The sequence below is a fragment of the Nonomuraea sp. NPDC051941 genome (assembly GCF_044593615.1).
The window spans coordinates 64,712-89,857 of sequence record NZ_JBIUCF010000012.1 but is presented as its reverse complement, the minus strand read 5'-3'; the positions used below and the strand labels follow the sequence as shown (position 1 = coordinate 89,857).

Sequence of the window (25,146 nt, the reverse complement as noted above, 5' to 3'; positions counted from 1 at the left end):
GGGGTGGCCCGGGGTGCGCCGGGTGCCCGGGACGGCGGCGGGCGGCGGTAGAGTCGGCCCGGTGACGACGCATGCGATCTCCCCGCAGACCGGCATCCTGGGTGACGCGTTCGCCTGTGAGTGCGGCGCCGTGCTCGCCGGGCGGATGACGGCCGAGCTGCACGCCGCCGAGAACGGCCTGTGCTCGGTCTGCCTCGGATCCGGCCAGGAGGAGATGGCGCCCGGGCTGACGCACGGCTGCACGGCCTGCGCGGCCACCGGGGGCCGCAAGGAGCAGGTCATCTGGCAGCTCGCCTACGCCGAGGCCGAGCACCTCATCACGATCGCCGTCGTACGCGGGATCGTGGCGAACTTCGACGGGCCGTTCCACCTGTCGGAGGCCGCCGACGCGGTGCGGACCGGGATGGGGCTGCCCGCCGGACGGCTGCCGGTCGGCCCGCGGGTACGCGACCTGCTGCTGGAGATGCAGGCCGCGGGCGAGATCACCATGCTGTCGGCGCCGGACGAGATGATCGGCTCGGACATGGTCCTCTACCGCGACCCCCAGTGGCAGCGGGCCCACACCCTGGGCCTGTGACCCACCCCGCGCGTGCCGGGGACGCGCGCCCGGGGACGCGAGCGCGCCCACTGACGGGCGCCCGCGCCCGTTGACGCGCGTCGTGGCGGCGGGCGTCGTCAGGCGCGGCAGATGATCTCACCGTGGACGATGGAGATCCAGCCGTCCTCGGCCTCCGCCCACTTCAGCCACCCCTGCGAGATCCGCCGCAGATCGGCCTCCGTGGCCGCGCCGGTCGACAGGGCCTGCTCGGCCATGGCGGAGCCCAGGATGCGGTCCGCCCACATCCCGCCCCACCAGGCCCGGTCCTCCGGCGTGGCGAAGCACCACGTCGAGGAGGTGGCGGTGACGTCGGTGAAGCCCGCCGCCCTGGCCCACGACAGCAGCCGCCGCCCCGCGTCCGGCTCGCCGCCGTTCGCCCGCGCGAGCTTCTGGTACAGCGCCATCCACTCCTCCAGCTCCGGCAGCAGCGGATACCAGGCGAACGCCGCGTAGTCGCTGTCGCGCGCCGCCACGTACCCGGTCGGCTTGGTCACCCGGCCCATCTCCCGCAGCGCCCGCACCGGGTCGCCGACGTGCTGCAGCACCTGGTGCGCGTGGACCACGCAGAACGTGTCGTCGGGGAAGTCGAGGGCGTGCGCGTCCGCGACGGCGAAGTCGACGTTGTCCAGCCCCCTGGCGGTGATCTCGGTCCTGGACAGCTCGAGCGCCTCCTCGGTCACCTCCGACGCCGTCAGGTGGCCGACCAGGCCCGCCAGGTCGGCGGCGATCGTGCCGGGGCCGCTGCCCACGTCCAGCACCTTCATGTGCGGCTTGAGGTGGGGCAGCAGGTACGCGGCCGAGTTCTCGGCGGTGCGCCAGCGGTGCGAGCGCAGCACGGACTCATGGTGGCCATGCGTGTACACGGCGTTCATCGGCAAACTCCTTCGTCTCCGCTCCGACGCCGATCACTCTAGCGCTCGTCTCATCATCCAAGAAGAAACGTCTTGAATTATGAGACGGCGAAGAGACCGTAAACTTTGTTGCGAAACGTTCGCAAATTCGGAGAGAGGCGTTGGTCGTGGGAGAGGTCCGGCCGATCGTGCACGTCGGAGACCCGGTGCTGCATCACCCGTGCGAGCCGGTCACCCGGTTCGACGACGCGCTGGCGGCGCTGGTGGAGGACATGTTCGCGAGCATGTACGCGGCGGAGGGCGTGGGCCTGGCCGCCAACCAGATCGGCGTGGCCCTGCGCGTGTTCATCTACGACTGCCCGGACGCGGACGGGGAGCACCACAAGGGCGTCGTCGTCAACCCCACCCTGGAGCTCCCCGAGGTGGGCGAGCGCCATCTCGACGCGGACGACGAGGGCTGCCTGTCGGTGCCCGGCCAGTACGCGCCGCTCCCCCGCCCCGACCACGCCACCGTGCACGGGTTCGACGCCGCCGGGGAGCCCGTCACGGTCGAGGGGACGGGGCTGCTGGCCCGCTGCCTCCAGCACGAGACCGACCACCTCGACGGCTACCTGTACATCGACCGCCTTCCCGCCAAACGCCGCAAGCGGGTGCTGGCCGCCTACGAGGAGGCCCGTTCCACTATCGCGGACAAAGCACCGCTATAGTGGAGGAATGGAAGGCGAAGGGGTCCTGTCGAGCGGCCTGTCGATGGCCGAGCTCGGGCTGCGGATCCGCACGGAGCGGCGGGCGCGCGGGCTGACCGTCGAGCGGCTGGCCACGCTGAGCGGCATCAGCCGGAGCATGGTCTCGGAGGTCGAGCGGGGCGCCAAGACCCCGACGGTGCTGGTGCTCGACCGGCTGGCCACGGCGCTCGGCACGTCGATCGCCCGGCTGCTCGACGAGCCGGCGCACTCGGCGATGCGCGTGCTGCGCCACGCCGGGCAGCGGGTCCTGCGCGACCCGTCCGGCTGGGAGCGCCGCGTGTTGTCGCCGGTGCTCGGGGACGTGGAGTTCGAGTTCATGCGGACGACCCTCGGGCCCGGCGTGGACGCGGGCGAGTTCGCGCCGCACGCGCCGGGGTCGCGGGAGTACCTCGCGGTCGAGCGCGGCAGCCTGCGGCTGACGATCAACGGCAGGCCGTACGAGCTGGCGACCGGCGACTCGGCCTACTACCCCGGCGACTGCCGCCACGCCTTCGCCAACGACGGCGCCGACGACTGCGTCTACTACCTCGCCATGGAGCTGGGCGGCGCCGGACAGCACGACCCCTGGAAGGAGCCCTCCGATGGCTGATCTCCACCCGACCGACGTGGCCGCGGCGGCGGCGATCGCCGCCGAGCACCTGGCGGGCCTCGGCGAGCGGCCCGTGTGGCGGCCCGTGCCGGAGGCCGAGCGGGCCTGGCTGAGCGGCCAGGAGTTGCCCGAACGCGGGCGGCCCCTCGGCGAGTTGCTCGAGGACGCCCGTACGCATGTGCTGCCGTACCCCATGGGCAACGGCCACCCCCGCTTCTTCGGCTGGGTGAACTCCCCGCCCAACCCCGCGGGCGTGCTCGTCGAGCCGCTGGCCGCCGCCTTCAACCCGAGTTGCGCCGGCGGCGACCACGCGGGCCCGCACCTGGAGCGCGCGGTGGTGCGGTGGCTGGCCGAGCTGGTCGGCTTCCCGCACCCGCCGGGTGGCGGCTTGCTGACCAGCGGCGCCTCCATGGCCACCGTGATCTGCCTGGCCACCGCCCGCCAGCGGGCCGCGCTCGCCGACGGCTGGGACGCCCGCGAGGAGGGCCTGTCCGGGCGGCCGCCCATGGTCATGTACGTCACCGAGGAGGGCCACAGCTGCCTGCACAAGGCCGCCCAGCTCCTCGGCCTCGGATCGCGGCAGGTCCGCGTGGTCCCGGTGGACGGCGCGTACCGGATGGACGTGGGCGCGCTCCGCACCATGGTCGAGGAGGACCTGCGGGCGGGCCTGCGGCCGTTCTGCGTGGCGGGCAGCGCGGGCACCGTCAACTCCGGCGCGGTCGACCCGCTCGACGAGATCGCCGACGTGGCCGCCGAGCACGGGCTCTGGTTCCACGTGGACGGCGCGTACGGCGCGCTCGGCGTCCTGGCCGACGGCGCCGCGCCGCATTACGCGGGCCTGGAGCGGGCCGACTCGCTGGCCCTCGACCCGCACAAGTGGCTCGGCGTCCCGGTGGGCTGCGGCTGCGCCCTGCTGCGCGACCCGGGGGCGGCGCGGGCCGCGTTCAGCCTGGTGCCGTCGTACCTGATCGACGACAACGCGGGCGATCTGGGGTGGTTCTCCGAGTACGGGCCCGAGCAGACCCGCCCGTTCCGCGCGCTGAAGACCTGGGCCACGCTGTCGCACCTGGGCCGCTCCGGCGTCGAGCGCCTGGTGAACCACACGACCGGGCTGGCCCGCACGCTCGCCGCCATGGTCGAGGAGGCCGCCGACTTCGAGCTGCTGGCGCCGGTCACCACCTCGATCACCGCCTTCCGTTACCGGTCCGGTCCCGACGACCTGGATGCCCTCAACCGGGCGATCCCGGGCGCGGTTCAGGCGCGCGGGAACGCGTTCATCACCGGCACCCGGCTGGGCGGCCGCGACGCGCTGCGCGCCTGCTTCCTGCACCCGGACACCACCGAGCGGGACCTGACCGTCCTGCTGGAGGAGATCCGCCTGGCGGCCAAGACGTTCTAGCCGAACGCAGAGACCCGGCAAAGGCCGGTGAGCCGCGCATCCGCCCGGGTAGGGGGTCGGGGACCGATCAGGCAGGAGGATCCCCATGGCCGACACCGTGGCAGAGGTCATGACGTCCCACCCGGCGGCGGTCGAGGCCGACCAGCCGGTGTCCGTCGCGGCCGCGCTGATGCGCGACCACGACACCGGCGCGGTGATCGTCAACGAGAACGGCCGGATCCAGGGCATCATCACCGACCGCGACATCGCCGTGCGCGTCGTCGCGGCCGAGAAGTCCTCCCAGACGCCGGTACGCGAGGCGTGCAGCCCGTACGTCGAGGCCATCGACCCCGACACCACCATCGACCAGGCGGTGCGGATCATGCGCTCGCATGCCGTCCGCCGCCTGCCGGTGCTGGAGGACGGCCGCGCGGTCGGCATCGTCAGCCTCGGCGACCTGGCCCTGGAGCGCGACCCGCATTCCGCGCTCGCCGACATTTCGGCCGCGGAGGGCAACCAGTAACGTTTGCCCCGTGTTCACAGTCGACGATGTACGGCAGTTCGCCCGCACGCTCCCCCGCTCGTCGGAGCACCTCATCCGGGACCGGGTCAAGTTCCGCGTAGGCAAGATCGTCTACGTGGCGTTCTCGCGCGACGAGACGCTGATGGGCTTCGGCTTCCCGAAGGAGGAACGCGCCGCCCTGGTGGCGGCCGAGCCGGACAAGTTCCTCATGCCCGGAGAGTCCGACCTGCGCTTCAACTGGGTGGTGGCGCGCATGGACGCCCTCGACCCGGCCGAGATGCGGGAGCTGGTCCTGGAGGCGTGGCGGATGTGCGTGCCGAAGAAGGTGCGCCTGGAACAGCAGGCCCAGGCCCGGTGATGGGCCCGCGGCAGCTCAGCGGGGTCGCAGGCCCGCGGCCATCGCCTTCACCTCGGCGGTCGTCACCGGCTTCCCGCCGACACCCCAGTCGCCGCTCTTGACCTCCTCCACGATGACCAGGGTCAGCGGGCGCATGTTCTCGCCCTCGATGGCGACCATCACGTCGGTCAGCTTCTCCACCATCTCGGCCTTCTGAGCGGCGCTGAACACGCCCTCGATGACCTTCACGTTGATGAGCGGCATGGCTTCCCCCCTCCAGCGGACCTGCCCCCGCACCTAAGGGGCAAACCCGGCCAGCCGCCGTCGCAGCCAGTGCAGCGACGCCTTGCCCAGCGCGGTGGCCATGTCGATCAGGTGGCGATCGGCGCCCGGCCCGGCGCCGGCCGCCAGCCGCAGCAGGAAGCCGGCGTGCGTGGCGAGAAAGGCGTCGATCGCCTCCGGGGGCAGGTCGCGGGTCAGCGGATGTTCCTGGGCGAACGGCTGCGGGTCCACCCCGCTCAGCGAGGCGCTCGACAGCAGGGTGAGCACGTCGCAGTGCGCGGCCCCGACCCATGCGTGGGGCCAGTCGACGACGAGGACGCGGTCCGGGGTGAGCATGATGTTGAACGGATAGAGATCTCCGTGCAGGAGCGTCTCACCCGCCAGGGACGGCGCGGCCGCCTCCTCCAGCGCGACCAGTTCGTCCAGATGATCGCCGGCCCACCGCGACAGCATGGCGCCGCCCTCGTCCGCCAGCGCGCGCCACCCGCCGAGCCGTGGCCGGGCGAGCACGGCCGGGTCGATCGGCGACGGGGTCAGCACCCGCGCCAGCCCGGTCGCGGCGGCGAGCACCCGGTCGAGCTCGTCGCGTACCCACGGCTGGGCCGGCAGCCGTCCCTCGACGTCCTCGAACACCAGGGCCACCCACGTGCCGTCGTCATGGGCGTGGAGCAGCCGCGGCGCCGGCACCCCGGCGGGGAGCCGCCGGGAGACCTCGATCTCCCGGCGGTGGAACCGGGCCACCCCCGGCGCCACGAGCGAGCTCGCCGCCTTGACGAACGCCCGCCCGCCGTCGGCGAGGCGCAGCCGGGCGGCCACGCCTTCGGAGAAGCCGCCCGGCTGGCCGGCCGCGCCGACCACCTTGCTTCCGAGCAGCTTCTCGATCGCCGTCCGCACCTCGGCGGGCACCTCGGCCCAGGTGATGCGCCGGCCGCCGGTGGCGTGCGGCATGCCCGTCATCAGGAAAGGCCGCGATACAGGTCGCCCGTCAGCTTGGTGACGCGGGTGACCGAGGAGGCCCACGTGCCGCCCGCCGGGTGCGCCGTCAGCACCGCCATGACGTACCGCTCGTTCTTGCCCACCAGTCCCGTCGTGTGCAGCACCGGGCGGCCGTAGTCGGGCACGCCCGAGCCGGTGGCGCGCTGGGCGATCCACGAGATGGGCGCCCCGACCGCCCGGGCGCCGGAGCACCGCGTGGGCGGCGTGTCGCCGAACCCCGACCAGCCCTGCTTGACCGCCCACGGCCGGGGCACCGCGCCGGGGATGCCGAACGTCTGGTCGAAGCCGTCGGTCCCGCACGGCGTGGACTGCCGCAGGTGCCCCAGGATCGTGTCGCGGACCCTGGGCTCGGCCCTGTCGAGCAGGTAGCGGTACGTGCGCACGATGTCGTACGCGCTCAGCGAGGTGTAGCCCCAGAAGCCGGGCTTGGAGGCGGGCGGCGGCGCGGCGTCGGACAGGCCGAGCTTGCGCGCCATCCGCACGATGATCTGCCCCTTTCCGGCGCGGTCCCAGAACGCCGAGGCCGCGTCGTCGTCGCTGGAGCGCAGCATGATCTTCAGCAGCCGCGCGTCGGCGGCCGGCACGCTCTTGCGCCGCTCCAGGTAGTCGATCGCGATGAGGATCTTGACGACCGAGGCCGAGCGGAACTTCCGGTGCGCGTTACGCGTGGCCACGAACTTGCCCGCCTGCCGGTCGAACACCAGCCACGACGCTGTGGTGCCCGCGGGCACCCGCGGGGCCGCCTGGGCGGGCGTGGCGAGCCCGACGACAAGGGGGACGGCCGCCATCGCGGCGGCCAGGGGCTTGCTTCGCATTCGCCTATACCTACCAAGCCTTGACCCGGCCAACAAAGCGGGTATAAACAAAGATGAAACCAACCCGAAACGGCGGTGAACCAACATCATGTACGCCGAGGAGCGGCACCAGGAGATCCTGCGGAGGGCGCGCGCCGCGGGCCGCGTCGACGTGGTGACGCTGGCCGCCGAGCTCGACGTGACCACCGAGACGATCCGCCGCGACCTGACGTCGCTGGAGCGGGCGGGCGTGCTGCGCCGGGTGCACGGGGGCGCGATCCCCGTCGAGCGCCTCGGGTTCGAGCCCGCGCTGGCCGCCCGCGACGAGGTGATGACGGCCGAGAAGGAGCGCATCGCCAAGGCCGCGCTGGCCGAGCTGCCCGAGGACGGTTCCGTGATCATCGACGCGGGCACCACGACGGGCCGGCTGGTCAAGGTGCTGCCCGCCGACCGCGAGCTCACCGTCGTGGTGAACTCGCCGCCGCTGGCCACCGCCCTGGCCGCCCGCCCCAACCTCCACGTGATCATGCTGGGCGGCCGGGTGCGCGGCAAGACGCTCGCCACGGTCGACGACTGGGCGCTGCGCCCGCTGGCCGACCTCAACGTGGACGTGGCCTTCATGGCGGCCAACGGCTGCTCGCTCGCCAGGGGCCTGACCACGCCCGACCCGGCCGAGGCGGCGATCAAGCGGGCCATGGTCAAGGCCGCCCAGCGCAGCGTGCTGCTGGCCGACCACACGAAGTTCACGAACACGTACCTGGCCAGGTTCGCCGGCCTGGACGAGATCGACGTGCTCATCACCGACACCGGGCTGGATGTCGCGCTCGCCGCCGACCTGGCGGCGGCGGGCCCGGAGGTGATCCGGGCGTGATCCTCACCCTGACCCTGAACCCCAGCCTCGACCGCACCATCGAGATCGCCGCGCTCGACCGCGGCGCCGTCATCCGGGCCGCCGCCGCGCACCTCGACCCGGGCGGCAAGGGCGTCAACGTCTCACGTGCCCTGCTGGCCAACGCCGTGGCGAGCCGGGCGGTGGTGCCGTTCGGCGGCGACGAGGGCAGGCAGCTCGTACGGCTCCTCGCGGCCGAGGGGCTCGACATGGTCACCGTCCCGGTGGCCGGCCCGACCAGGTCGAACGTCACCCTGGCCGAACCCGACGGCACCATCACCAAGATCAACGAGCCGGGCACGGCGCTGTCGGCCGAGGAGCTGGACACGATCGCCGACGCCGTGCTCGACGCCGCCCACGAGGCCGACTGGGTGGTCGCCTCGGGCAGCCTGCCGCCCGAGGTCCCGGCCGACGTCTACGCCCGGCTGTGCCGCAGGTTCGCCGGGGCGGGCATCCACATGGCCGTCGACACCAGCGGCCCGGCGCTCGCGTGCGCGCTCGGCGCCGCCCCCGCGCTGGTCAAGCCCAACCTCGAGGAGCTGTCCGCCGCCACCGGCATGCTCATCCGCCGCCTGGGCGACGTGGTCGAGGCGGCCGGCAAGCTGCGGGCCGCGGGCGCGCGTGCCGTGCTGGCCAGCCTGGGCGCCGACGGCGCGGTGCTCGTCGAGGAGCAGGGCATCTGGTACGGCGAGGCCGCCGTCACCGAGCCGCGCAGCTCCGTCGGCGCCGGGGACGCCATGCTGGCCGGTTTCCTGGCCGGCGGCGGGCGCGGCCCCGACGCGCTGGCGCGGGCGCTGGCCTGGGGTGCCGCGGCGGTCCGCCTGCCCGGCAGCCGCATGCCCGGCCCCGCCGACATCGACCCCGTCGTCGTCGCCGTCCACCCGCCCGACCCGTCCCGCCCCCTCACCTCTCCCCTTGTCCCGCACAGCGGCTGATCAACTGCTCATCCCCCGAAGGAGCAAGTCCATGGCCGACAGTTACACTCCCCCGGTCACCGGAACCGGTGTCAAGGCCACCATCCAGCGCATCGGCGGCCACCTGGCCGGCATGATCATGCCGAACATCGGCGCGTTCATCGCCTGGGGCCTGATCACCGCGCTGTTCATCCCGACCGGCTGGCTGCCCAACGAGACGCTCGCGAAGATGGTCGGCCCGATCATCTCGACCCTGCTGCCGATTCTCATCGCCTACACCGGCGGCCGGATGGTGCACGGGCAGCGCGGCGCGGTCGTGGGCGCGGTGGCGGTGATGGGCGTCGTGGTGGGCACGGACTCTCCGATGTTCCTCGGCGCCATGATCATCGGCCCGCTCACCGCCTTGATCCTGAAATATGTGGACAAGTTCACGGAGCAGCGGACCAAGGCCGGCTTCGAGATGCTCGTGGACAACTTCTCCGCCGGCATCGTGGGCGGCGCGATGGCCGTGGTCGGGATGTTCGGCATCGGCCCGATCGTCCAGACGGTCACCACGGCCGCGGGCAACGCGGTGAGCTGGCTCATCGGCCACAACCTGCTCCCCGTCGCCTCCGTGCTGATCGAGCCGGCCAAGGTCCTGTTCCTGAACAACGCCATCAACCACGGCGTGCTCGGCCCGCTCGGCGTCGCCCAGGCGGCGGAGACGGGCAAGTCGATCCTGTTCATGCTGGAGTCGAACCCGGGACCCGGCCTCGGGTTGCTGCTGGCGTACCTGCTGTTCGGCCCGCGCGAGCTGCGCCCGAGCACGCCCGCCGCCATGATCATCCACTTCTTCGGCGGCATCCACGAGATCTACTTCCCGTACGTGCTCATGAAGCCCCGCCTCATCCTCGCGGTCATCGCGGGCGGCGCGGCCGGCGTGTTCACGTTCATGGTCACCGGGGCGGGCCTGGTCGCCACGCCGTCGCCGGGCAGCATCTTCGCCTACATCGCGGTCACGCCGAAGGGCGGTTGGCTCGGCTCCAGCCTGGGGATCCTCGTGGCCACGGGCGTGTCGTTCGCCGTCGCCGCGATCCTGCTCGGCTTCGGCCGCGGCGAGAAGAAGGACGAGTCCGCGGACTCGCAGGAAACCGTCACCGAACCCGCCACCGCACCCGCCAACAAGGAGGCCTGAGCCATGGCCGGCATCGACAGCAAGGACATCCACAAGATCATCGTGGCCTGCGACGCGGGCATGGGCAGCAGCGTGATGCTCGCCTCCACGCTGCGCAAGCAGCTCAAGGACACCGGCGTCAGCGTCGAGCACACGCCCGTCAACTCCATCCCCGACGACGCCGACGTGGTCCTGTGCCACGCCGGGCTGGCCGCCCGTGCCAGGGCCGCCGCCCCCGGGAAGGTCCTGGTCTCGTTCCAGATCTTCCTCGGCGACCCGGCGGTGACCCGGCTGGTCAACACCATCAAGAACGGCGGCACGGTCGATGCGTGACGGCCTGCTCGACCCGCGGGCCGTGCTGCTGCACGAGAGCGCCCCCGACCGCGCCGCGGCCATCCGCCGGTGCGGGCGGGCGCTGGTCGAGGTGGGGGCGGTCGCGGAGCCGTACGTCGAGGCGATGCTCGAACGGGAGCGGACGATCTCCACGTACGTCGGAGAGGGCGTGGCCATCCCCCACGGGACGAACGCCTCCAAGGGGGACGTCAAGCGCGACGCCATCTGCGTGGTGCGCTTCCCCGGCGGCATCGACTGGGACGGCGAGCAGGTCACGCTCTGCGTCGGCATCGCGGCCAAGGACGGCGGGCACGTGCCGCTGCTGGCGGCGCTGGCCGAGATCCTGCTCGACCCCGACCGCGCCAGGACGCTGCGCGAGGCCACCGAAGTCTCACAAGTGATGAAGGAGCTCACAGCGTGAAGGTCGCCAGATTCCATGCTCCCGGCGACATCCGGATCGAGGACGCGCCGGAGCCCGTCGCCGGGCCCGGCGAGCTGAAGATCCGCGTACGGAACTGCTCGACGTGCGGCACGGACGCCAAGATCCTCAAGTTCGGGCACCACCACATCAGGCCGCCACGCGTGATGGGCCACGAGATCGCCGGCGAGGTCGTGGACACGGGCGAGCGGGTGCAGGTGATCGCCGCGATCCCGTGCGGCACCTGCGCGGAGTGCCTGCGCGGCCGCCTGACCGTCTGCCCGAACCAGGAGTCGATGGGCTACCACTACGACGGCGGCTTCGCCGAGTACATGGTGATCCCGGCCAAGGTGCTGGCCGTGAACGGCGTCAACGCCATCCCGCCGGGCGTCGGCTTCGCCGAGGCGTCGGTGGCCGAGCCTCTCGCCTGCGTGCTCAACGGGCAGTCGCTGGCGCGCGTGGGGGCGGGCGACGACGTGGTGGTGATGGGCGCGGGCCCGATCGGCTGCCTGCACGTACGCCTCGCGCGGGCCCGCGGCGCCGCCCGCGTCTTCCTCGTGGACGTCAACCCGCAGCGCCTGGCGATGGCCGCCGAGCTGGTGCGCCCGGACGCGGCGATCGACGCGGACCCGGTCGATCAGGTGTTCAAGCTGACCGGCGGGCGCGGCGCCGACGTGGTGATCACGGCGGCGGCCTCGGGTGCGGCGCAGGAGCAGGCGGTACGGATGGCGGCCCGGCAGGGGCGCATCAGCTTCTTCGGCGGCCTGCCCAAGGACGACCCGCTCGTCACCCTGGACTCCAACCTCGTGCACTACCGCGAGCTGTCCATCGTCGGCGCGAACGGCTCCAGCCCGGCCCACAACGCCGAGGCGCTGCGGCTCGTAGCCTCGGGGGACGTGGTGGTGTCCGACCTCATCACCCACCGGCTGCCGCTGCCCCGGGTGCTCGACGGGATCGACCTCGTCAGCAGGGGCGCGGCCATCAAGGTCACTATTGAGCCCTAGGAGGTTCGGGATGGCACAGCGAACGGTGATCGTGGCCTCTGCCAGCGGCCTGCACGCCCGGCCCGCCAAGCTGTTCGTGCAGGCGGCGGCGCGGCTGGGGGTGCCGGTGACGGTGCGGCTCGGGGAGAAGGCGGTCCCGGCGAAGAGCATGCTCGGCGTGCTGTCGCTGGGGGCCGTGCGCGGCACGGAGGTGACGCTGGAGGCGGACGGGCCGGGGGCGGAGGAGGCACTGGACTCGCTGGCGGCGCTGCTCGCGCGCGACCTTGACGCGGAAGAGGCCCTCGATGCCTGACCGGCCCGCCTTCTCCGGTTCGGGCGGGCTTCTGACCGGCCTCGGGGTCAGCCAGGGGCGGGCGGCGGGGCCGACGATGCGGATGGCCGCCCCTCCGACGCTGCCCCCGCCGCGCCCCGCCGCCGACCCCGCCGCCGAGTCGTCCGCCGTCGCCGCCGCCCTGGAGGCGGTCGCCGCGGACCTCACCCGGCGCGCCGCCGCCGCCTCAGGGGAGGCGGCGGACATCCTCGAGGCGCTGGCCATGATCGCCGACGACCCGATGCTGCTGGAGGACGCCCAGGGGCGGGCCCAGGAGGGCATGGACGCCGCCCACGCGCTGGACGCGGCCTTCGCGCAGCACCGGGACACGCTGGCCGCGCTCGGCGGCTACCTGGCCGAGCGGGCCGCCGACCTCGACGACCTCAAGCACCGGGCCGTGGCGTTCGCGCTCGGCCTCCCCATGCCGGGGCTCCCCTCCCCCGGCCACCCGTACGTGCTGGTGGCCGAGGATCTCTCCCCCGCCGACACCGCGGGCCTGGGCCCGGACGTGCTGGCGCTGGTGACCGAGCGGGGCGGGCCGACGAGCCACACCGCGATCCTGGCCCGCGGCCGGGGCCTGCCCGCCGTGGTGGCCTGCAAGGGGATCATGGACGTCCCGGACGGCACCGTGGTCGGCGTGGACGGCCGCACCGGCGAGCTCGCCGTCGGCCTCACCGAGCGGGAGGCGGCCGAGGTCCAGGAGGCAGACCGCGCGGAGCGGGCCAGGCTGGCGGCCGGGCGGGGCCCGGGCCGGACGTCGGACGGCCACCCGGTGAAGCTGCTGCTCAACATCGGCTCGGCCGGGGACCTGCGGCCGGGCGCCGAGGGGGTCGGGCTGTTCAGGACGGAGTTCCTGTTCCTGGACCGTACGACGGCGCCGTCGTTCGAGGAGCAGGTGGCCGCGTACGCGGAGGTGTTCGCCCAGGCGGAGAGCGTGATCGTGCGGACGCTCGACGCGGGCACCGACAAACCCCTGCCCTTCCTCGGCCTGCCCGGCGAGCCGAACCCTGCCCTCGGCGTGCGCGGCCTGCGCGTCGACCGGCTGCTGCCGGACGTCCTGGACACCCAGCTCGACGCCATCGCCGAGGCCGCCCGCAAGACGGGCGCGGAGGCATGGGTGATGGCGCCCATGGTCACCACGACGGCGGAGGCGACCGGGTTCGCGCGGCGCGCCCGCGCCAGGGGCATCGCCAGGGTGGGCGCGATGATCGAGGTCCCGGCGGCGGCGCTGCGGGCCGGGCGGCTGCTGCGGGAGATGGACTTCCTCAGCATCGGCACCAACGACCTGGCCCAGTACACCTTCGCCGCCGACCGCCAGCACTCCGCCCTCGCCGACCTGCTCGACCCGCGCCAGCCCGCGCTGCTGGAGCTGATCGCCATGTGCGCCGCCGCGGGGCAGGAGGCGGGCAAGCCGGTCGGGGTGTGCGGGGAGGCGGCCGGAGACCCGCTGCTCGCACCCCTGCTGGTGGGGCTCGGCGTGACCAGCCTGTCCATGGCCCCGGTGTGCGTCCCCGCCGTACGCGAGGCCCTGGCGGACCTCACGCTGGCCGACTGCCGCGAACGCGCCGCGGCCGCCCTCGCCTGACCGCGCCCCGGCTCCCCCAGGGTCCCTCGGCGCGCGTTCGCATGATGCCGCAATGCGCGTGCGGCCGCCCGCCTCCTTTCGTCTCCCTCAAAGGACACCAGCCACGTGCGGCGGGCCGCGGGATCGCGGTGGTCAGGGGGTCGGCTGCGCTGCGGTGGCGCGGAAGGCGAGGTGGTCGCCCTCGACGTCCGCCGTCACCCGGCCCCCCTCCTCGACCTCCCCGGTCAGCAGCATCGTGGCCAGCCGGTTGTCCACCTCCCGCTGCACCGCGCGGCGCAGCGGCCGGGCCCCGAACTCCGGCTGGTAGCCGCGCTCGGCCAGCCAGTCCTTGGCCGCGTCCGTGACCTCCAGCGCGACGCCCTGCCCGCGCAGCCGCTGCCGGGTGCGCTCCAGCATCAGGTCCACGATCTGGCGTAGCTGTTCCTTCTCCAGCCGCTTGAAGATGATCGTCTCGTCGATGCGGTTGAGCAGCTCCGGCCGAAGCGAGTGCCGCAGCAGGTCCATGAGCCGGTCCTCGAGCTCCTTGACGTCGCCCGGCGAGTCCAGGATGAGCTGGGCGCCGATGTTGCTGGTCATGATGACGATCGTGTTGGTGAAGTCCACCGTGCGGCCCTGGCCGTCGGTGAGGCGGCCGTCGTCGAGCATCTGCAGCAGGATGTTCATGACGTCCGGGTGGGCCTTCTCGATCTCGTCCAGCAGGATCACGCCGTGCGGGCGGCGGCGGACGGCCTCGGTGAGCTGACCGGCCTCCTCGTACCCGACGTATCCGGGCGGCGCGCCGATGAGGCGGGAGACCGTGTGCCGCTCCTGGAACTCGCTCATGTCGATGCGCACCATGTGGTCCTCGCCGCCGAACAGCGCCGCGGCGAGCGCCCGGGCCAGCTCCGTCTTGCCGACCCCCGTCGGGCCGAGGAACAGGAAGCTGCCGATCGGGCGGTTCGGGTCCTTCAGGCCCGCCCGCGCCCGGCGTACGGCCTCGGCGATGGCGGTGACGGCCTCCTCCTGGCCGATCACGCGCTCGTGCAGGTGCTCCTCCAGGCGCATCAGGCGCTCGCGCTCCTGCTGGGTGAGCTGGGTGACCGGGATGCCGGTGCGGCGGGAGACGATCTCGGCGATGTCCTCGACCGTGACCAGGGGCACGCTGTCCGTGCCGTGCCGGGCGCGTTCGACCTCCGGTCTGATCTTGTCGATCTGCGTGGTGAGGTCCTTGGCGCGGTCGAAGTCCTCGGCGGAGACGGCCTGGTCCTTGTCCCGGCGCAGCGCGTCGAGCCGTTCCTCCAGCTCCCGTACGTCGGCGCCGGGCGTGCGCGAGCGCAGCCGCACCCGGGCGGAGGCCTGGTCCATGAGGTCGATGGCCTTGTCGGGCAGGAACCGGTCGGAGACGTAGCGGTCGGACAGGGTCGCGGCCGCGTCGAGCGCCTCGTCGGTGATGCGGACCTGGTGGTGCGCCTCGTACGCGTCCCGCAGCCCGGCCAGGATCTCGACCGTCTCCTCCACGCTCGGCTCGGCTACCAGGATGGGCTGGAAGCGGCGTTCGAGCGCGGCGTCCTTCTCGATGTTCTTGCGGTACTCGTCGATCGTGGTGGCCGCGATGACGTGCAGCTCGCCGCGGGCCAGGGCGGGCTTGAGGATGTTGGCCGCGTCCATGGCGCCTTCGGCGGCGCCCGCGCCGACCAGGTTGTGGACCTCGTCGATGAAGACGATGATCTCGTCGGAGTGCGCGCGTACCTCGTCGATGACCTTCTTGATGCGCTCCTCGAACTCGCCGCGGTACTTCGTCCCGGCCACCATGCCGGTCAGGTCGAGGCCGACGACGCGCCGGTCCTTCAGCGTGTCGGGGACGCTGCTGTTCACGATGCGCTGGGCGATGCCCTCGACGATCGCGGTCTTGCCGACGCCCGGCTCGCCGATCAGGCACGGGTTGTTCTTGGTGCGGCGCGAGAGCACCTCGATGGCCTGCTCGATCTCCTCCTCGCGGCCGACGACCGGGTCCAGCCTGCCCTGCCTGGCCTCCTCGGTCATGTCCCTGCCGTACTCGTCGAGCGTCGGCGTGTCGCTCTTGCGGCGCGGCTCGCCGTCGGTCCGGCGCGGGACGGCCGTCATGGCCTCCTGCAGCTCGTTCGCGGAGACGCCCTGGTCCTGGAGGATCCGGGCGGCGCCGGAGTCGGGGCGCGCGGCGATCGCGAGCAGCAGGTGCTCGGGCCCGATGTACGACGACCGCAGCGCACGCGAGATCCGCTGGGCGTCGAGGATGGCCCTCTTGGCGGCCGGTGAGAGCGTGGCGGGCGGCTCGCCGGCCTCGCCCGGCCCGGCCACCTCGTCGATGCGGTCGCGCACCCGGCCCACGTCCACCCCGGCCGTGCGCAGCGTGTTGCGGATGGCGTCGTCCTCCGTCAGGGCGTCGAGGATGTCGAGCACGTCCAGGTCGGGGGCGCCGCGCTCACCGGCGGCGTCCATGGCCCGCGCCAGGACCTCCCTCGCCGAGGCGGACAGCAGCCGGCCGACGTCCACCCGCTGCACGCCGGGCCGGGTAGGCGGCCAGGATTCCATGCCGCCGAACACCCGGCCCGTGAGCTCTTCGAACCCTCTGAACGGGTCCCCACCGAAAAACGACATCGCATGTCCCCCCTCGATTCGGGGGACCCCTACCGCGTACGCCGAACGTCACACCCAGCGTCAGGCAAAGCCTCGGGCCAGGTCAGGGACGTCGGCGCAGGCCCGCGTCGCCCAGCTCCGGCGGCTGCCAGCCCCGGTCGGCGGGGTTGAGCGTGACGCCGGGCGGGACGATCTCGTCGATCCTGTCGAGCACGTCGTCCGTCAGCCGCACATCGGCGGCCGTGAGCTGGCCCTCCAGGTGTTCCATGGTGCGCGGCCCGATGATGGCCGAGGTCACCGCCCGGTGCCTGATCGTGAACGCGATCGCCAGCTCGACCAGCGTGACGCCCGCCTCCTCGGCCAGCACGGCGAGCTGCTCGACGGCGTCCAGCTTGCGCTGGTTGACCTCCTTGGTCAGGTCGTACCGCTCGGGCAGCCGGGACGCCCTGCGCGTCTGCGGCTGCTCCTGCCCCTTGCGGTAGCGGCCGCTCAGCCAGCCGCCGGCCAGCGGGCTCCACACGATGACGCCCATGCCGTACTTCTCGGCCACGGGCAGCATGTCGGCCTCGATGCCGCGGGCGAGCAGCGAGTACGGCGGCTGCTCGCACACGAACCGCTCGAGCGAGCGCCGCTCCGCCGCCCACTGGGCCTCGACGATCTGGTGGGCGGGGAAGGTGGAGCTGCCGATGTAGCGGACCTTGCCCTGCCGTACGAGGTCGGTGAGCGCGCCGAGGGTCTCCTCGATGTCGGTGGCCGGGTCGGGCCGGTGGATCTGGTAGAGGTCGATCCAGTCGGTGCCGAGGCGGCGCAGGCTGTTCTCGACCTCCTGGATGATCCAGCGGCGGGAGTTGCCCCGCTGGTTGGGGCCCTCGCCCATGGCGCCGTGGGCCTTGGTGGCCAGCACCACGTCGTCGCGTCTGCCCGACTTGGCGAGCGCCTGGCCGACGAACTCCTCCGACTGGCCCTGGGCGTAGACGTCGGCGGTGTCGATGAAGTTGATCCCCGAGTCGAGCGCGCGGTCGATGATCCTGGCGCACTCCGCGGGGTCGGATTCACCCCACCCGCCGAACATCATCGCTCCCAGGCAGAGCGGGCTTACCTTGAGTCCAGTACGTCCAAGTACGCGATATTCAGTCACAGAAGTCACTCTGTCCCAATGGCGGTCTTGATGGGAGTGTCCCCAGAGACGAGTTCCAGGGTCCTGCGGGCCGTACCGGGGGCTTCCAGCAGGGCCGCGATGACGGCGGCCACGTCGTCGCGCGGCACCGCCCCCCGCACGACCTCGGGGGCCAGCCGCACCAGGCCCGTGCCGGGCTCGTCGGTCAGCCGTCCGGGCCGCAGGATCGTCCAGTCGAGGTCGCGGGCGCGCAGGTCCTCCTCGGCCTCGGTCTTGGCCGTGATGTACGCGGCCCAGACCTCGTCGCCACCCTGCGGCGCTCTGCCCGCGCCCATGGAGGAGACCTGGATGAACCGCCGCACACCCGCGCGCTCGGCGGCGTCGGCCAGCAGCACGGACGCGGCCCGGTCCACGGTGTCCTTGCGGGCCGCGCCGCTGCCGGGACCGGCTCCGGCCGCGAAGACCACCGCGTCGGCGCCCTCGGCGATCGCCGCCACCTCTTCGACGGTCGCCCGCTCCAGATCGCACACCACTGCCTCGGCTCCGGTGGCCTCGATGTCGGCGACATGCGCGGGATTGCGCACGATGCCGACCGCGCCGGACTTGAGCCGCTCCTCCAGAAGCAGGGCGATCTTCCCGTGACCACCCGCGATGATGATCCGCATAGTCCCTCATGGTGTCATGGACCCATGAGCGAGTTTCCGGAGGCCCCGACGCCGGCATTCCTGTTCGACCTGGACGGCACCCTGATAGACAGCGTTTACCAGCACGTCATCGCATGGCGGCAGGCGTTGTCGAGCATGGGGATCGACCTGTCGGTGTGGCGGATCCACCGGCGCATCGGCATGAGCGGCGGGCTGTTCGTCAGCGCCCTGCTGCGCGAGACCGGGCTGAAGCTGACGCGGGAGCAGATCGAACAGTTGCAGACCACGCACATGGAGGCGTACGAGCAGCAGGTCCACTCCGTCCGGCCGCTGCCCGGCGCGGCGGAGCTGCTGTCGGAGCTCTCCTCGCGCGGCGTGCCGTGGGCGATCGCCACCAGCGGGTACGCCCGCACGGCGCGGCTCGCGCTGGGCATGCTGGGCCTGCCGGACGACACCCCGATGATCACGCGCGACATGGTGCGCCGGGCGAAGCCGGACCCCGACCTGTTCCTGGCCGGTGCGGCACTGGTCCGGGTGGACCCCGCGCATGCCATGGTGGTGGGCGACAGCGTCTGGGACCTGCTCGCCGCCCGCCGGGCCGGCGCGCTGGGCATCGGGCTGCAGTCCGGTGGGTACGGCAGGGACGAGCTCGAACGCGCCGGCGCCTTCAGGGTCTACGCCGATCCGGCTGACATGCTGGACAGGCTCGACGAGCTGGGCGTCCGACAGTCCGACTGATGCTGGAATATCCCCTGGAACCACCGAGCTGGATCATGCGTATCCCCCACAAAGGAGCTTGAGATGGACTTGGCAGACATCGGCGTCACCGGCCTGGCCACCATGGGGCGCAATCTGGCCCGTAACCTGGCCAGGCACGGATACGCGGTAGCCGTGCACAACCGCACATATGGGCGCACGCAGCAGCTGGTCAAGGAGTTCGGCGGGGAGGGCACGTTCGTCCCGTCCGAGGACCTGGCCGCCTTCGTGGCCTCGCTGAAGCGGCCACGCCGGGCGATCATCATGGTGAAGGCGGGGGCGGGCACCGACGCGGTGATCGACCAGCTCGCCGACCTGATGGAGCCCGGCGACATGATCGTCGACGGCGGCAACGCGCACTTCGACGACACCCGCCGGCGCGAGGCGGCGCTGCGCGAGCGCGGCCTGCACTTCGTCGGCACCGGCATCTCGGGCGGCGAGGAAGGCGCGCTGAACGGGCCCAGCATCATGCCGGGCGGCTCGAAGGAGTCGTGGGAGGCGCTCGGCCCGATCCTGCAGGACATCTCGGCCAAGGTGGACGGGGTGCCGTGCTGTGTCCACGTCGGCCCCGACGGTGCCGGACATTTCGTGAAAATGGTCCACAACGGCATCGAGTATTCGGACATGCAGCTCATCGCCGAGTCGTACGACCTGCTGCGCCAGGCCCTGGGCGCGACCCCGGCCGAGCTGGCCGCGGTGTTCCGCGAGTGGAACCGGGGTGAGCTGGACTCGTACCTGATCGAGATCACCGCCGAGGTGCTCGACCAGGTGGACGCCGAGACGGGCCGGCCGTTCGTGGACGTCGTGGTGGACCAGGCCGAGCAGAAGGGCACCGGCCGGTGGACCGTGCAGAGCGCGCTCGACCTGGGCGTGCCGGTGACGGGCATCGCCGAGGCGACCTTCGCCCGCGCCCTGTCCGGCCACCCGGAGCAGCGCGCCGCCGCCGCGCCCCTGCAGGGTCCCGGCCTTTCCGGGGTCGGGGGGAGCGAGCTGGTGGAGGACGTCCGGCAGGCCCTGTACGCGTCCAAGATCGTCGCGTACGCGCAGGGCTTCGACCAGATGGCCGCCGCCTCCCGTGAGTACGGCTGGGACGTCGACCTGGGGGCCATGGCCACGATCTGGCGCGGTGGGTGCATCATCCGGGCCAAGTTCCTGGACCGGATCCGGGCCGCGTACGACGCCAACCCGGCCCTGCCGACGCTCCTGGCCGACCCGACCTTCGCGGCCGCGCTGGACGCGGGGCAGGAGGCCTGGCGGCGCGTGGTGACGACGGCGGTACAGATCGGCGTGCCCACGCCCGGCTTCTCGTCGGCGCTGGCCTACTACGACGGCCTGCGCCGCGACCGCCTCCCGGCCGCGCTGATCCAGGGGCTGCGCGACTTCTTCGGCGCGCACACCTACCGCCGGGTGGACAAGGAGGGCTCCTTCCACACGGACTGGTCCGGCGACCGCACCGAACACCCGGCCTGACCCACACCCACCACCACCGCCGCCCCGGAGCCCCGGCGGCCACGCCACCCGCCGGCCCAACGATCCGCCCTCCGGCCGCGCCGCCACCGACACGCGGCGACTGTGCCGGTGGGCGGTGGCCGTCTCAGGGGTGGGGTGGTCGTGTCGGGGGCGGGTGGCGGCGGTGGGCGGTGGTGCAAGGATGTTCAAGACCCGGACGCCCCCTCCCCGGGAGGCTGGGCGCATGACAGCGACACTTACCTCCATCGTCATCGACTGCGCCGACCCCACCGCCCTGGCGTCCTTCTACGCGCAGGCCACCGGCTGGCGGATCACCCCGGGTGACCCCGACTTCGTCAGCCTCGAGGGCGGCCCGGTCTCGGTCGGTTTCCAGCGGATCGACGGCTACCGGGGCCCGGCCTGGCCGGACAGCGGCAAGCACGCGCACCTCGACTTCACGGTCCCCGACGTCGAGGCCGCCATGAAGGAACTGGCCGATCTCGGCGCCACCGTGCCCGACTTCCAGCCGGGCGGCGGCGACTGGACCGTGCTCCTCGACCCCGAAGGCCACCCCTTCTGCGTCATGGGCGGCTGACTCGTCCGGGGTCCGGGGTCCCTCGCGCTCTCGTTCAGGCAGTGCGGGGGGCGAGCAGGCGGCGCAGGGCGGTCGGGGTGTGGCCGACGTGGAGGCGGATCGTACGGGTGAGGTGGGCCTGGTCGGCGAACCCGAGGTCGGCGGCCAGGCCGGCCAGGCTCGGCTCGCCGTCCTCCAGCCGGTCGAGCGCCCGGCCCACACGCACGCGGTTGCGGTAGTGGGTCAGGGAGACGCCCAGCTCCCGGGTGAACGCCCGGCTGAGCTGGTACGGCGAGACGGCCAGGAGCTCGGCCAGCGACATCAGCCCACCGGCCGCCGGATGATCGGCGGCGATGGCCTCCCGGGCGGCGTCGGCGATCACCGCCCCGGACCTCGGCCCATCGCCGCCCCGGGAGGCGCTCCCCTTGGCTGCATACGCCTTCGCGACACCCCGCCCCCCGGTGTCGGCTCCTCCCGTGCCACCAACCCCGGCGTCGTCCGTCCGAGCGGCGGCGGCGTCGGTACCCAGCCGGGGGCCGGGCATCACGCCGGCGGTTGCCTCGGTGCCGCGCGGCCCAAGAGCCGGCGCTTCGATGCTTTCCGGCCCAAGGGCAGGCGCCGTGGTCTTGGGGACGGACGCCTCGGTGGTGCTCGCTCCGAGGCGGGGCGCATCGGTGACGCCCGAGCCGGAGGAGGCCGGTGTCGGGGTTGGGGTCAGTTGGGCAAGGCTGGTGGCGATGAGGGAGAGCAGGGACTCGGCCAGCTCGAAAGCCGTGTCCCCGCCCCGCGCCGCCACCAGGAACCGCCGATGGGCGAGGTCGAGGCGGGCGTCCACGTACAGGGTCGGCCGGCCCGGCGGGCCCTCCCCCGCGAGCGTGTGCCACAGCTCCGGGGTCAGGGACACCGAGGTGCACACGTCGCCGCCCGCCGGGTGGGCGAAGTGCTCCTCCTCGCCGGGCACCCCGAGGTAGGCCATCGTCGGGTCGATCACGGCGGCCCGGCCGTCCGCCTTGCGCCGGAACAGGCCGCGGCGCACCAGCACCAGGCGGTGCGCGGAGCCCAGCTCCGCCGCCGACCACCCGCGATGGTCGTCGGCGCAGGTCACGGCATCGAGGTGGAACCCGTCCCCGGCAGCGAGACGCACAGCTGAACGCACCCGCGGAACGTTACGCCGCGGGTACGACATTCTCCTGCGGCACTAGCGGCCGCCGATGCCGATCGTGTTGGCGACCGCCGTGACCACGCAGAACCCGAACGGCCCGCTCGCGTCATGCATGGTGACCTGCCCCGTGGCGACCCCGGCGGCGGACAGGTGGCCGGTGGCCTCGACCCCGATCAGCTCCGCGGACGGGAGCCGGGCGAGCGTCAGCGTGTAGTCGGCGTTGATGAAGCGCAGCCCCTCCACCCCGGAGTTGCTCAGCGGGCTGGCGAAGTCGGCGGCCAACGCCGCGCGTACGAACGGCGTCAAAGGCTCCTCGTCCACCAGCGGATACGACTCCCGCATCCACACCCGCCCCGGCCCGGGTGCCCCCCACTCGGTCACCCGCCACAGGTCGAACGGCGGCTTCCACGTGACCTGCCCGTCCACCGGCGGTTCGGAGGGCGCGGGCGTGTCCCACGGGGGTGTGACGAACGTCTGCTCCCCCTCCGGCTGCTCCCCCTGCCGCAGCAGCACCGCGCCGGCCCGCCCGATCACCCCCTGCTCGGTGATGATCACCGCGTCGGCCACGAGGATCCTGCGCCCGGCCCTGACCAGCGAGGTCTCCACCGTGACCGGCACCATCGGGCTGTTGCGGAACAGATCGACCGTCAGGCGGGCGAAGTGCAGCCCCGGCTGGGCGTAGCGGCGCTCGATGGCGCGGGCGGCGAGCCCGCCGAGCAGGCGGCCGTGGAGCATGTCGGGGGACCAGGGACCTCGGGCGTGCGGCGCGGGGACCAGCTCGCCCTTCTTCTGGGTGAAGAACGCTGACACAGAATCAGATTCTAGAGGAGAGCAGCCGTTCACCGAGAGCACGCAGGTGTTCCTTCAGCTCCAGGGGCTCCAGCACCTCGAAGTCCACGTCCAGGAAGGCCACCACCATGGCCATCATGCGCAGGTCGTCGCCGCGCAGGGTGAGCAGGCAGGTGTGCTCGTCCACCGGCTCGACGGCGCCCGCCGTCCGGCCCTCGATCCGCTCGGCGGGCGCGCGCAGCAGGAAGCGGCTCTCGTGCGGCCACATCTCGTGCGCCAGGCGGTGCTGCACCCAGGCGGCCACGTCGGGGGCGGGCGGCTCGCGCGGCGTGAAGCGCGGGCCGTTCGGGGTCCGCAGGCGCATCCGGTCGGCCCGGTACGTGCGCCAGTCGCCGCGGTCGGCGTCCCAGCCGACCAGGTACCAGCGGTTGCCCTTGGTGACGAGGCTGTGCGGCTCGGCCCTCCTGAGCGCGCTCTCGCCCCGGTGGCCGGTGTAGTCGAAGCGGAGCTGCTCGTGGTCGCGGCAGGCGGCGGCCACGTGGGTGAGCACGTCAGGGTCCACGGTGGGGCCCGCGCGGTCGATGCGTACGGTGTGCCGCTGCAGCGTGTTGACCCGCTGCCGCAGGCGGGCGGGCAGGACCTGTTCGAGCTTGGCCAGCGCGCGAACGGAGGTCTCCTCGATGCCGGTCACGGTGCCGTTCGCGGCGGTGCGCAGGCCGACCGCGACCGCCACGGCCTCCTCGTCGTCGAGCAGCAGCGGCGGCAGCTGCGCGCCCGCGCCCAGCCGGTAGCCGCCGGAGACGCCGGGCGTCGAATGGACCGGGTAGCCGAGGCTGCGCAGCCGGTCGACGTCGCGGCGCATCGTCCGGGGGGCGACGCCGAGCCGCTCCGCCAGGTCGGCGCCGGGCCACTCGCGCCGGGCCTGCAGGAGGGCCAGCAGGCGCAGCAATCTCGCCGAGGTGTCCAACACGGACACCATTGTGGCCCGAATCTGGCCGCAATGGCTCCTAGCGTTTCAGGCATGGACGAATTCGTCATCGACATATCCCAGGACCGGCTCGACGACCTGCGTGAGCGGCTGCAGCGCACCCGCCGGCCCGACGCCCTCGACGGGGTCGGCTGGTCGTACGGGGTGCCGCCCGAAGCGGTCGGCGAGCTGGCCGCGTACTGGCTCGACGGCTACTCCTGGCGCGCGCACGAGGCCAGGCTCAACGCCTTCCCGCAGTACACGACCGTGATCGACGGGCAGCGCGTGCACTTCGCGCACGTGCGCTCGCCCCGGCCCGACGCGCTGCCGCTGCTGCTGACGCACGGGTGGCCCAGCACGTTCGCGGACTTCTCGCGCGTCGCCGGGCCGCTCAGCCGGGACTTCCACCTGGTCATCCCGTCCATCCCGGGGTTCGCGTTCTCGGGCCCCACGACGGAGCCGGGCTGGGGCGTGCGGCGGGTCGCCGCCGCCTGGGTGGAGCTGATGGCGCGGCTCGGTTACGAGCGCTACGGCACGCAGGGCGGCGACTTCGGCGCCCTGGTCTCCCCCGCCATCGCGCGACTGGCCCCCGAACGGGTGGTCGGCGTGCACGTGAACGCGCTCACCGCGTTCGTCACCGACGACATGTCGGGCCTGACCGAGGCCGAGACGGAGCGGGCCCGGGGCGTCGAGCGGTGGCGGAAGGAGTTCTCCGGGTACGCCGCCATCCAGGGCACCAGGCCGCAGACGCTCGCGTACGCCCTGGCGGACTCGCCGGCCGGGCTGCTCGGCTGGACCCTCGACGCGTTCGCCTCCTGGGGGCGGGACGTGGGCGGGGTGCCCGCCGACGACGTCCTCACCGACGTCTCCATCCTCTGGCTCACCGGCACCGCCGGATCCTCCACCCGCATCTACCGGGAGAGCGGCGGCGACTGGGCGGTGCCGGACGCGCCGGGCAAGACCCCGACGGGCGTGGCGGTCTTCCCCGGCGACAGCACGGTCCGGCGGTACGCCGAGCAGGCGCACAACGTGGTGCACTGGTCGGAGTTCGCGACGGGCGGCCACTACGCCGCCCTGGAGGCCCCCGACCTGCTGGCCGCCGACATCAGGACCTTCTTCGCAGGGCTGTGAACGCCCCCGGAGGTCAGTGGAACTGAGGGACGATCAGGTAGATGCCGTACAGCACGACCGCGGCGCAGGCGGTGAAGCACAGGACGGCCGCGGCCAGGCCGCCGGCGCCGGTGCCCCGCTCCTGCGCCGACTGACGGGCCGACTGACGGGCCGCGAGCGCCAGCGCGCCGAGCGAGAATACCGCGACGACGATCACGCTGACGGCCAGGCTGATGACGAAGACCTGTCCGAGGGCGTCCCATTTGATGTCCATCGGCGTCCG

General features: G+C 73.0%; 29 protein-coding genes. 18 read left to right on the top strand and 11 right to left on the bottom strand.

What is annotated here, in order from left to right:
- Positions 1–61 precede the first annotated feature (61 nt).
- Positions 62–577, top strand: coding sequence for a hypothetical protein (locus ACIHFD_RS21330; protein WP_363968828.1), 516 nt, complete (start codon positions 62–64; stop codon positions 575–577).
- Positions 578–675: 98 nt separating this feature from the next.
- Here ACIHFD_RS21330 and ACIHFD_RS21325 read toward each other — a convergent pair whose 3' ends face one another.
- Positions 676–1,470 carry a class I SAM-dependent methyltransferase gene (locus ACIHFD_RS21325; RefSeq protein WP_397368382.1) on the bottom strand — a complete coding sequence of 265 codons (795 nt, stop codon included), beginning with the start codon at positions 1,468–1,470 and terminating at the stop codon, positions 676–678.
- A 146-nt stretch (positions 1,471–1,616) separates the two neighbouring features.
- Between ACIHFD_RS21325 and def the strand changes: the two genes are divergently transcribed.
- The 5 genes from def to ACIHFD_RS21300 all read left to right on the top strand — a co-directional run bounded on the left by def (position 1,617) and on the right by ACIHFD_RS21300 (position 5,043).
- Positions 1,617–2,156, top strand: a complete 540-nt coding sequence (def, locus tag ACIHFD_RS21320; RefSeq protein WP_355199052.1) for a peptide deformylase — start codon at positions 1,617–1,619, stop codon at positions 2,154–2,156.
- A 7-nt stretch (positions 2,157–2,163) separates the two neighbouring features.
- Positions 2,164–2,784 carry an XRE family transcriptional regulator gene (locus ACIHFD_RS21315; protein WP_350734765.1) on the top strand — a complete coding sequence of 207 codons (621 nt, stop codon included), beginning with the start codon at positions 2,164–2,166 and terminating at the stop codon, positions 2,782–2,784.
- The gene (locus ACIHFD_RS21310) at positions 2,777–4,183 is read left to right on the top strand and encodes a pyridoxal phosphate-dependent decarboxylase family protein (protein ID WP_397368381.1); all 1,407 of its coding nucleotides are present in this window, start codon (positions 2,777–2,779) and stop codon (positions 4,181–4,183) included. Before ACIHFD_RS21315 ends, ACIHFD_RS21310 begins: the two co-directional genes overlap by 8 nt.
- Positions 4,184–4,268: 85 nt before the next feature.
- Positions 4,269–4,685, top strand: a complete 417-nt coding sequence (locus ACIHFD_RS21305; protein WP_350734769.1) for a CBS domain-containing protein — start codon at positions 4,269–4,271, stop codon at positions 4,683–4,685.
- Between the two features lie 10 nt (positions 4,686–4,695).
- Positions 4,696–5,043, top strand: a complete 348-nt coding sequence (locus tag ACIHFD_RS21300) for an MmcQ/YjbR family DNA-binding protein (protein WP_364241605.1) — start codon at positions 4,696–4,698, stop codon at positions 5,041–5,043.
- A gap of 15 nt (positions 5,044–5,058) precedes the next feature.
- Here the strand turns inward: ACIHFD_RS21300 and ACIHFD_RS21295 are convergent, their stop codons facing one another.
- The 3 genes from ACIHFD_RS21295 to ACIHFD_RS21285 are packed head-to-tail and all read right to left on the bottom strand — an operon-like array spanning position 5,059 to position 7,115.
- Positions 5,059–5,286 (bottom strand): 4-oxalocrotonate tautomerase family protein, encoded by a 228-nt coding sequence (locus tag ACIHFD_RS21295; protein WP_350734772.1) that lies wholly within the window; start codon positions 5,284–5,286, stop codon positions 5,059–5,061.
- A gap of 33 nt (positions 5,287–5,319) precedes the next feature.
- Positions 5,320–6,261 carry a phosphotransferase family protein gene (locus ACIHFD_RS21290; RefSeq protein ID WP_397368380.1) on the bottom strand — a complete coding sequence of 314 codons (942 nt, stop codon included), beginning with the start codon at positions 6,259–6,261 and terminating at the stop codon, positions 5,320–5,322.
- Entirely contained in the window at positions 6,261–7,115 is an 855-nt protein-coding gene (locus ACIHFD_RS21285; RefSeq protein WP_397368379.1) for a hypothetical protein, read from the bottom strand. The genes ACIHFD_RS21290 and ACIHFD_RS21285 overlap by 1 nt, the downstream gene beginning before the upstream one ends.
- A gap of 88 nt (positions 7,116–7,203) precedes the next feature.
- Here ACIHFD_RS21285 and ACIHFD_RS21280 point away from each other — a divergent pair, with 88 nt between their 5' ends.
- From ACIHFD_RS21280 to ptsP, 8 genes are read left to right on the top strand one after another with little or no spacing between them, the layout of a single operon-like run.
- Positions 7,204–7,965, top strand: coding sequence for a DeoR/GlpR family DNA-binding transcription regulator (locus ACIHFD_RS21280; RefSeq protein WP_350734778.1), 762 nt, complete (start codon positions 7,204–7,206; stop codon positions 7,963–7,965).
- Positions 7,962–8,918 (top strand): 1-phosphofructokinase, encoded by a 957-nt coding sequence (pfkB, locus tag ACIHFD_RS21275; RefSeq protein WP_397368378.1) that lies wholly within the window; start codon positions 7,962–7,964, stop codon positions 8,916–8,918. The genes ACIHFD_RS21280 and pfkB overlap by 4 nt, the downstream gene beginning before the upstream one ends.
- A gap of 31 nt (positions 8,919–8,949) precedes the next feature.
- Positions 8,950–10,071 (top strand): PTS mannitol transporter subunit IICB, encoded by a 1,122-nt coding sequence (locus ACIHFD_RS21270; protein ID WP_364241617.1) that lies wholly within the window; start codon positions 8,950–8,952, stop codon positions 10,069–10,071.
- Between the two features lie 3 nt (positions 10,072–10,074).
- A complete protein-coding gene (locus ACIHFD_RS21265) occupies positions 10,075–10,383 on the top strand; it encodes a PTS lactose transporter subunit IIB (protein WP_225963163.1) in 309 nt (102 codons plus the stop codon).
- A complete protein-coding gene (locus ACIHFD_RS21260) occupies positions 10,376–10,804 on the top strand; it encodes a PTS sugar transporter subunit IIA (RefSeq protein WP_397368377.1) in 429 nt (142 codons plus the stop codon). The genes ACIHFD_RS21265 and ACIHFD_RS21260 overlap by 8 nt, the downstream gene beginning before the upstream one ends.
- Complete coding sequence (locus tag ACIHFD_RS21255; protein WP_397368376.1) at positions 10,801–11,805, top strand: zinc-dependent dehydrogenase; 1,005 nt, start codon at positions 10,801–10,803, stop codon at positions 11,803–11,805. The genes ACIHFD_RS21260 and ACIHFD_RS21255 overlap by 4 nt, the downstream gene beginning before the upstream one ends.
- A gap of 10 nt (positions 11,806–11,815) precedes the next feature.
- The gene (locus ACIHFD_RS21250; RefSeq protein ID WP_350734787.1) at positions 11,816–12,097 is read left to right on the top strand and encodes an HPr family phosphocarrier protein; all 282 of its coding nucleotides are present in this window, start codon (positions 11,816–11,818) and stop codon (positions 12,095–12,097) included.
- On the top strand, positions 12,090–13,700 hold the full coding sequence (gene ptsP / locus ACIHFD_RS21245; RefSeq protein ID WP_397368375.1) for a phosphoenolpyruvate--protein phosphotransferase: 1,611 nt from the start codon (positions 12,090–12,092) through the stop codon (positions 13,698–13,700). The genes ACIHFD_RS21250 and ptsP overlap by 8 nt, the downstream gene beginning before the upstream one ends.
- A gap of 132 nt (positions 13,701–13,832) precedes the next feature.
- On the opposite strand, the gene ACIHFD_RS21240 is transcribed toward ptsP, so the two are convergent.
- From ACIHFD_RS21240 to ACIHFD_RS21230, 3 genes are all read right to left on the bottom strand, one after another.
- Entirely contained in the window at positions 13,833–16,316 is a 2,484-nt protein-coding gene (locus ACIHFD_RS21240; protein ID WP_397368374.1) for an ATP-dependent Clp protease ATP-binding subunit, read from the bottom strand.
- An 82-nt stretch (positions 16,317–16,398) separates the two neighbouring features.
- The gene (locus tag ACIHFD_RS21235) at positions 16,399–17,433 is read right to left on the bottom strand and encodes an aldo/keto reductase (RefSeq protein WP_397368373.1); all 1,035 of its coding nucleotides are present in this window, start codon (positions 17,431–17,433) and stop codon (positions 16,399–16,401) included.
- 5 nt (positions 17,434–17,438) lie between these two features.
- Positions 17,439–18,077, bottom strand: coding sequence for an SDR family oxidoreductase (locus ACIHFD_RS21230; protein ID WP_397368372.1), 639 nt, complete (start codon positions 18,075–18,077; stop codon positions 17,439–17,441).
- A gap of 24 nt (positions 18,078–18,101) precedes the next feature.
- On the opposite strand from ACIHFD_RS21230, the gene ACIHFD_RS21225 reads away from it, so the two are divergent.
- The 3 genes from ACIHFD_RS21225 (at position 18,102) to ACIHFD_RS21215 (ending at position 20,856) form a co-directional block, all read left to right on the top strand.
- Positions 18,102–18,794, top strand: a complete 693-nt coding sequence (locus ACIHFD_RS21225) for an HAD family hydrolase (RefSeq protein WP_350734796.1) — start codon at positions 18,102–18,104, stop codon at positions 18,792–18,794.
- A 63-nt stretch (positions 18,795–18,857) separates the two neighbouring features.
- A complete protein-coding gene (gndA, locus tag ACIHFD_RS21220; protein ID WP_397368371.1) occupies positions 18,858–20,282 on the top strand; it encodes an NADP-dependent phosphogluconate dehydrogenase in 1,425 nt (474 codons plus the stop codon).
- A 223-nt stretch (positions 20,283–20,505) separates the two neighbouring features.
- Positions 20,506–20,856: a VOC family protein gene (locus ACIHFD_RS21215; protein ID WP_397368370.1), complete on the top strand. Its 351-nt coding sequence runs from the start codon at positions 20,506–20,508 to the stop codon at positions 20,854–20,856.
- Positions 20,857–20,890: 34 nt separating this feature from the next.
- Here ACIHFD_RS21215 and ACIHFD_RS21210 read toward each other — a convergent pair whose 3' ends face one another.
- From ACIHFD_RS21210 to ACIHFD_RS21200, 3 genes are read right to left on the bottom strand one after another with little or no spacing between them, the layout of a single operon-like run.
- Complete coding sequence (locus ACIHFD_RS21210) at positions 20,891–21,991, bottom strand: helix-turn-helix domain-containing protein (protein WP_397368369.1); 1,101 nt, start codon at positions 21,989–21,991, stop codon at positions 20,891–20,893.
- Positions 21,992–22,033: 42 nt separating this feature from the next.
- Entirely contained in the window at positions 22,034–22,807 is a 774-nt protein-coding gene (locus ACIHFD_RS21205; RefSeq protein WP_397368368.1) for an acyl-CoA thioesterase domain-containing protein, read from the bottom strand.
- 4 nt (positions 22,808–22,811) lie between these two features.
- Positions 22,812–23,756 carry a helix-turn-helix transcriptional regulator gene (locus ACIHFD_RS21200; protein WP_397368367.1) on the bottom strand — a complete coding sequence of 315 codons (945 nt, stop codon included), beginning with the start codon at positions 23,754–23,756 and terminating at the stop codon, positions 22,812–22,814.
- 51 nt (positions 23,757–23,807) lie between these two features.
- Between ACIHFD_RS21200 and ACIHFD_RS21195 the strand changes: the two genes are divergently transcribed.
- Positions 23,808–24,884, top strand: coding sequence for an epoxide hydrolase family protein (locus tag ACIHFD_RS21195; RefSeq protein WP_397368366.1), 1,077 nt, complete (start codon positions 23,808–23,810; stop codon positions 24,882–24,884).
- 13 nt (positions 24,885–24,897) lie between these two features.
- On the opposite strand, the gene ACIHFD_RS21190 is transcribed toward ACIHFD_RS21195, so the two are convergent.
- On the bottom strand, positions 24,898–25,137 hold the full coding sequence (locus tag ACIHFD_RS21190; protein WP_397368365.1) for a hypothetical protein: 240 nt from the start codon (positions 25,135–25,137) through the stop codon (positions 24,898–24,900).
- Positions 25,138–25,146 lie beyond the last annotated feature (9 nt).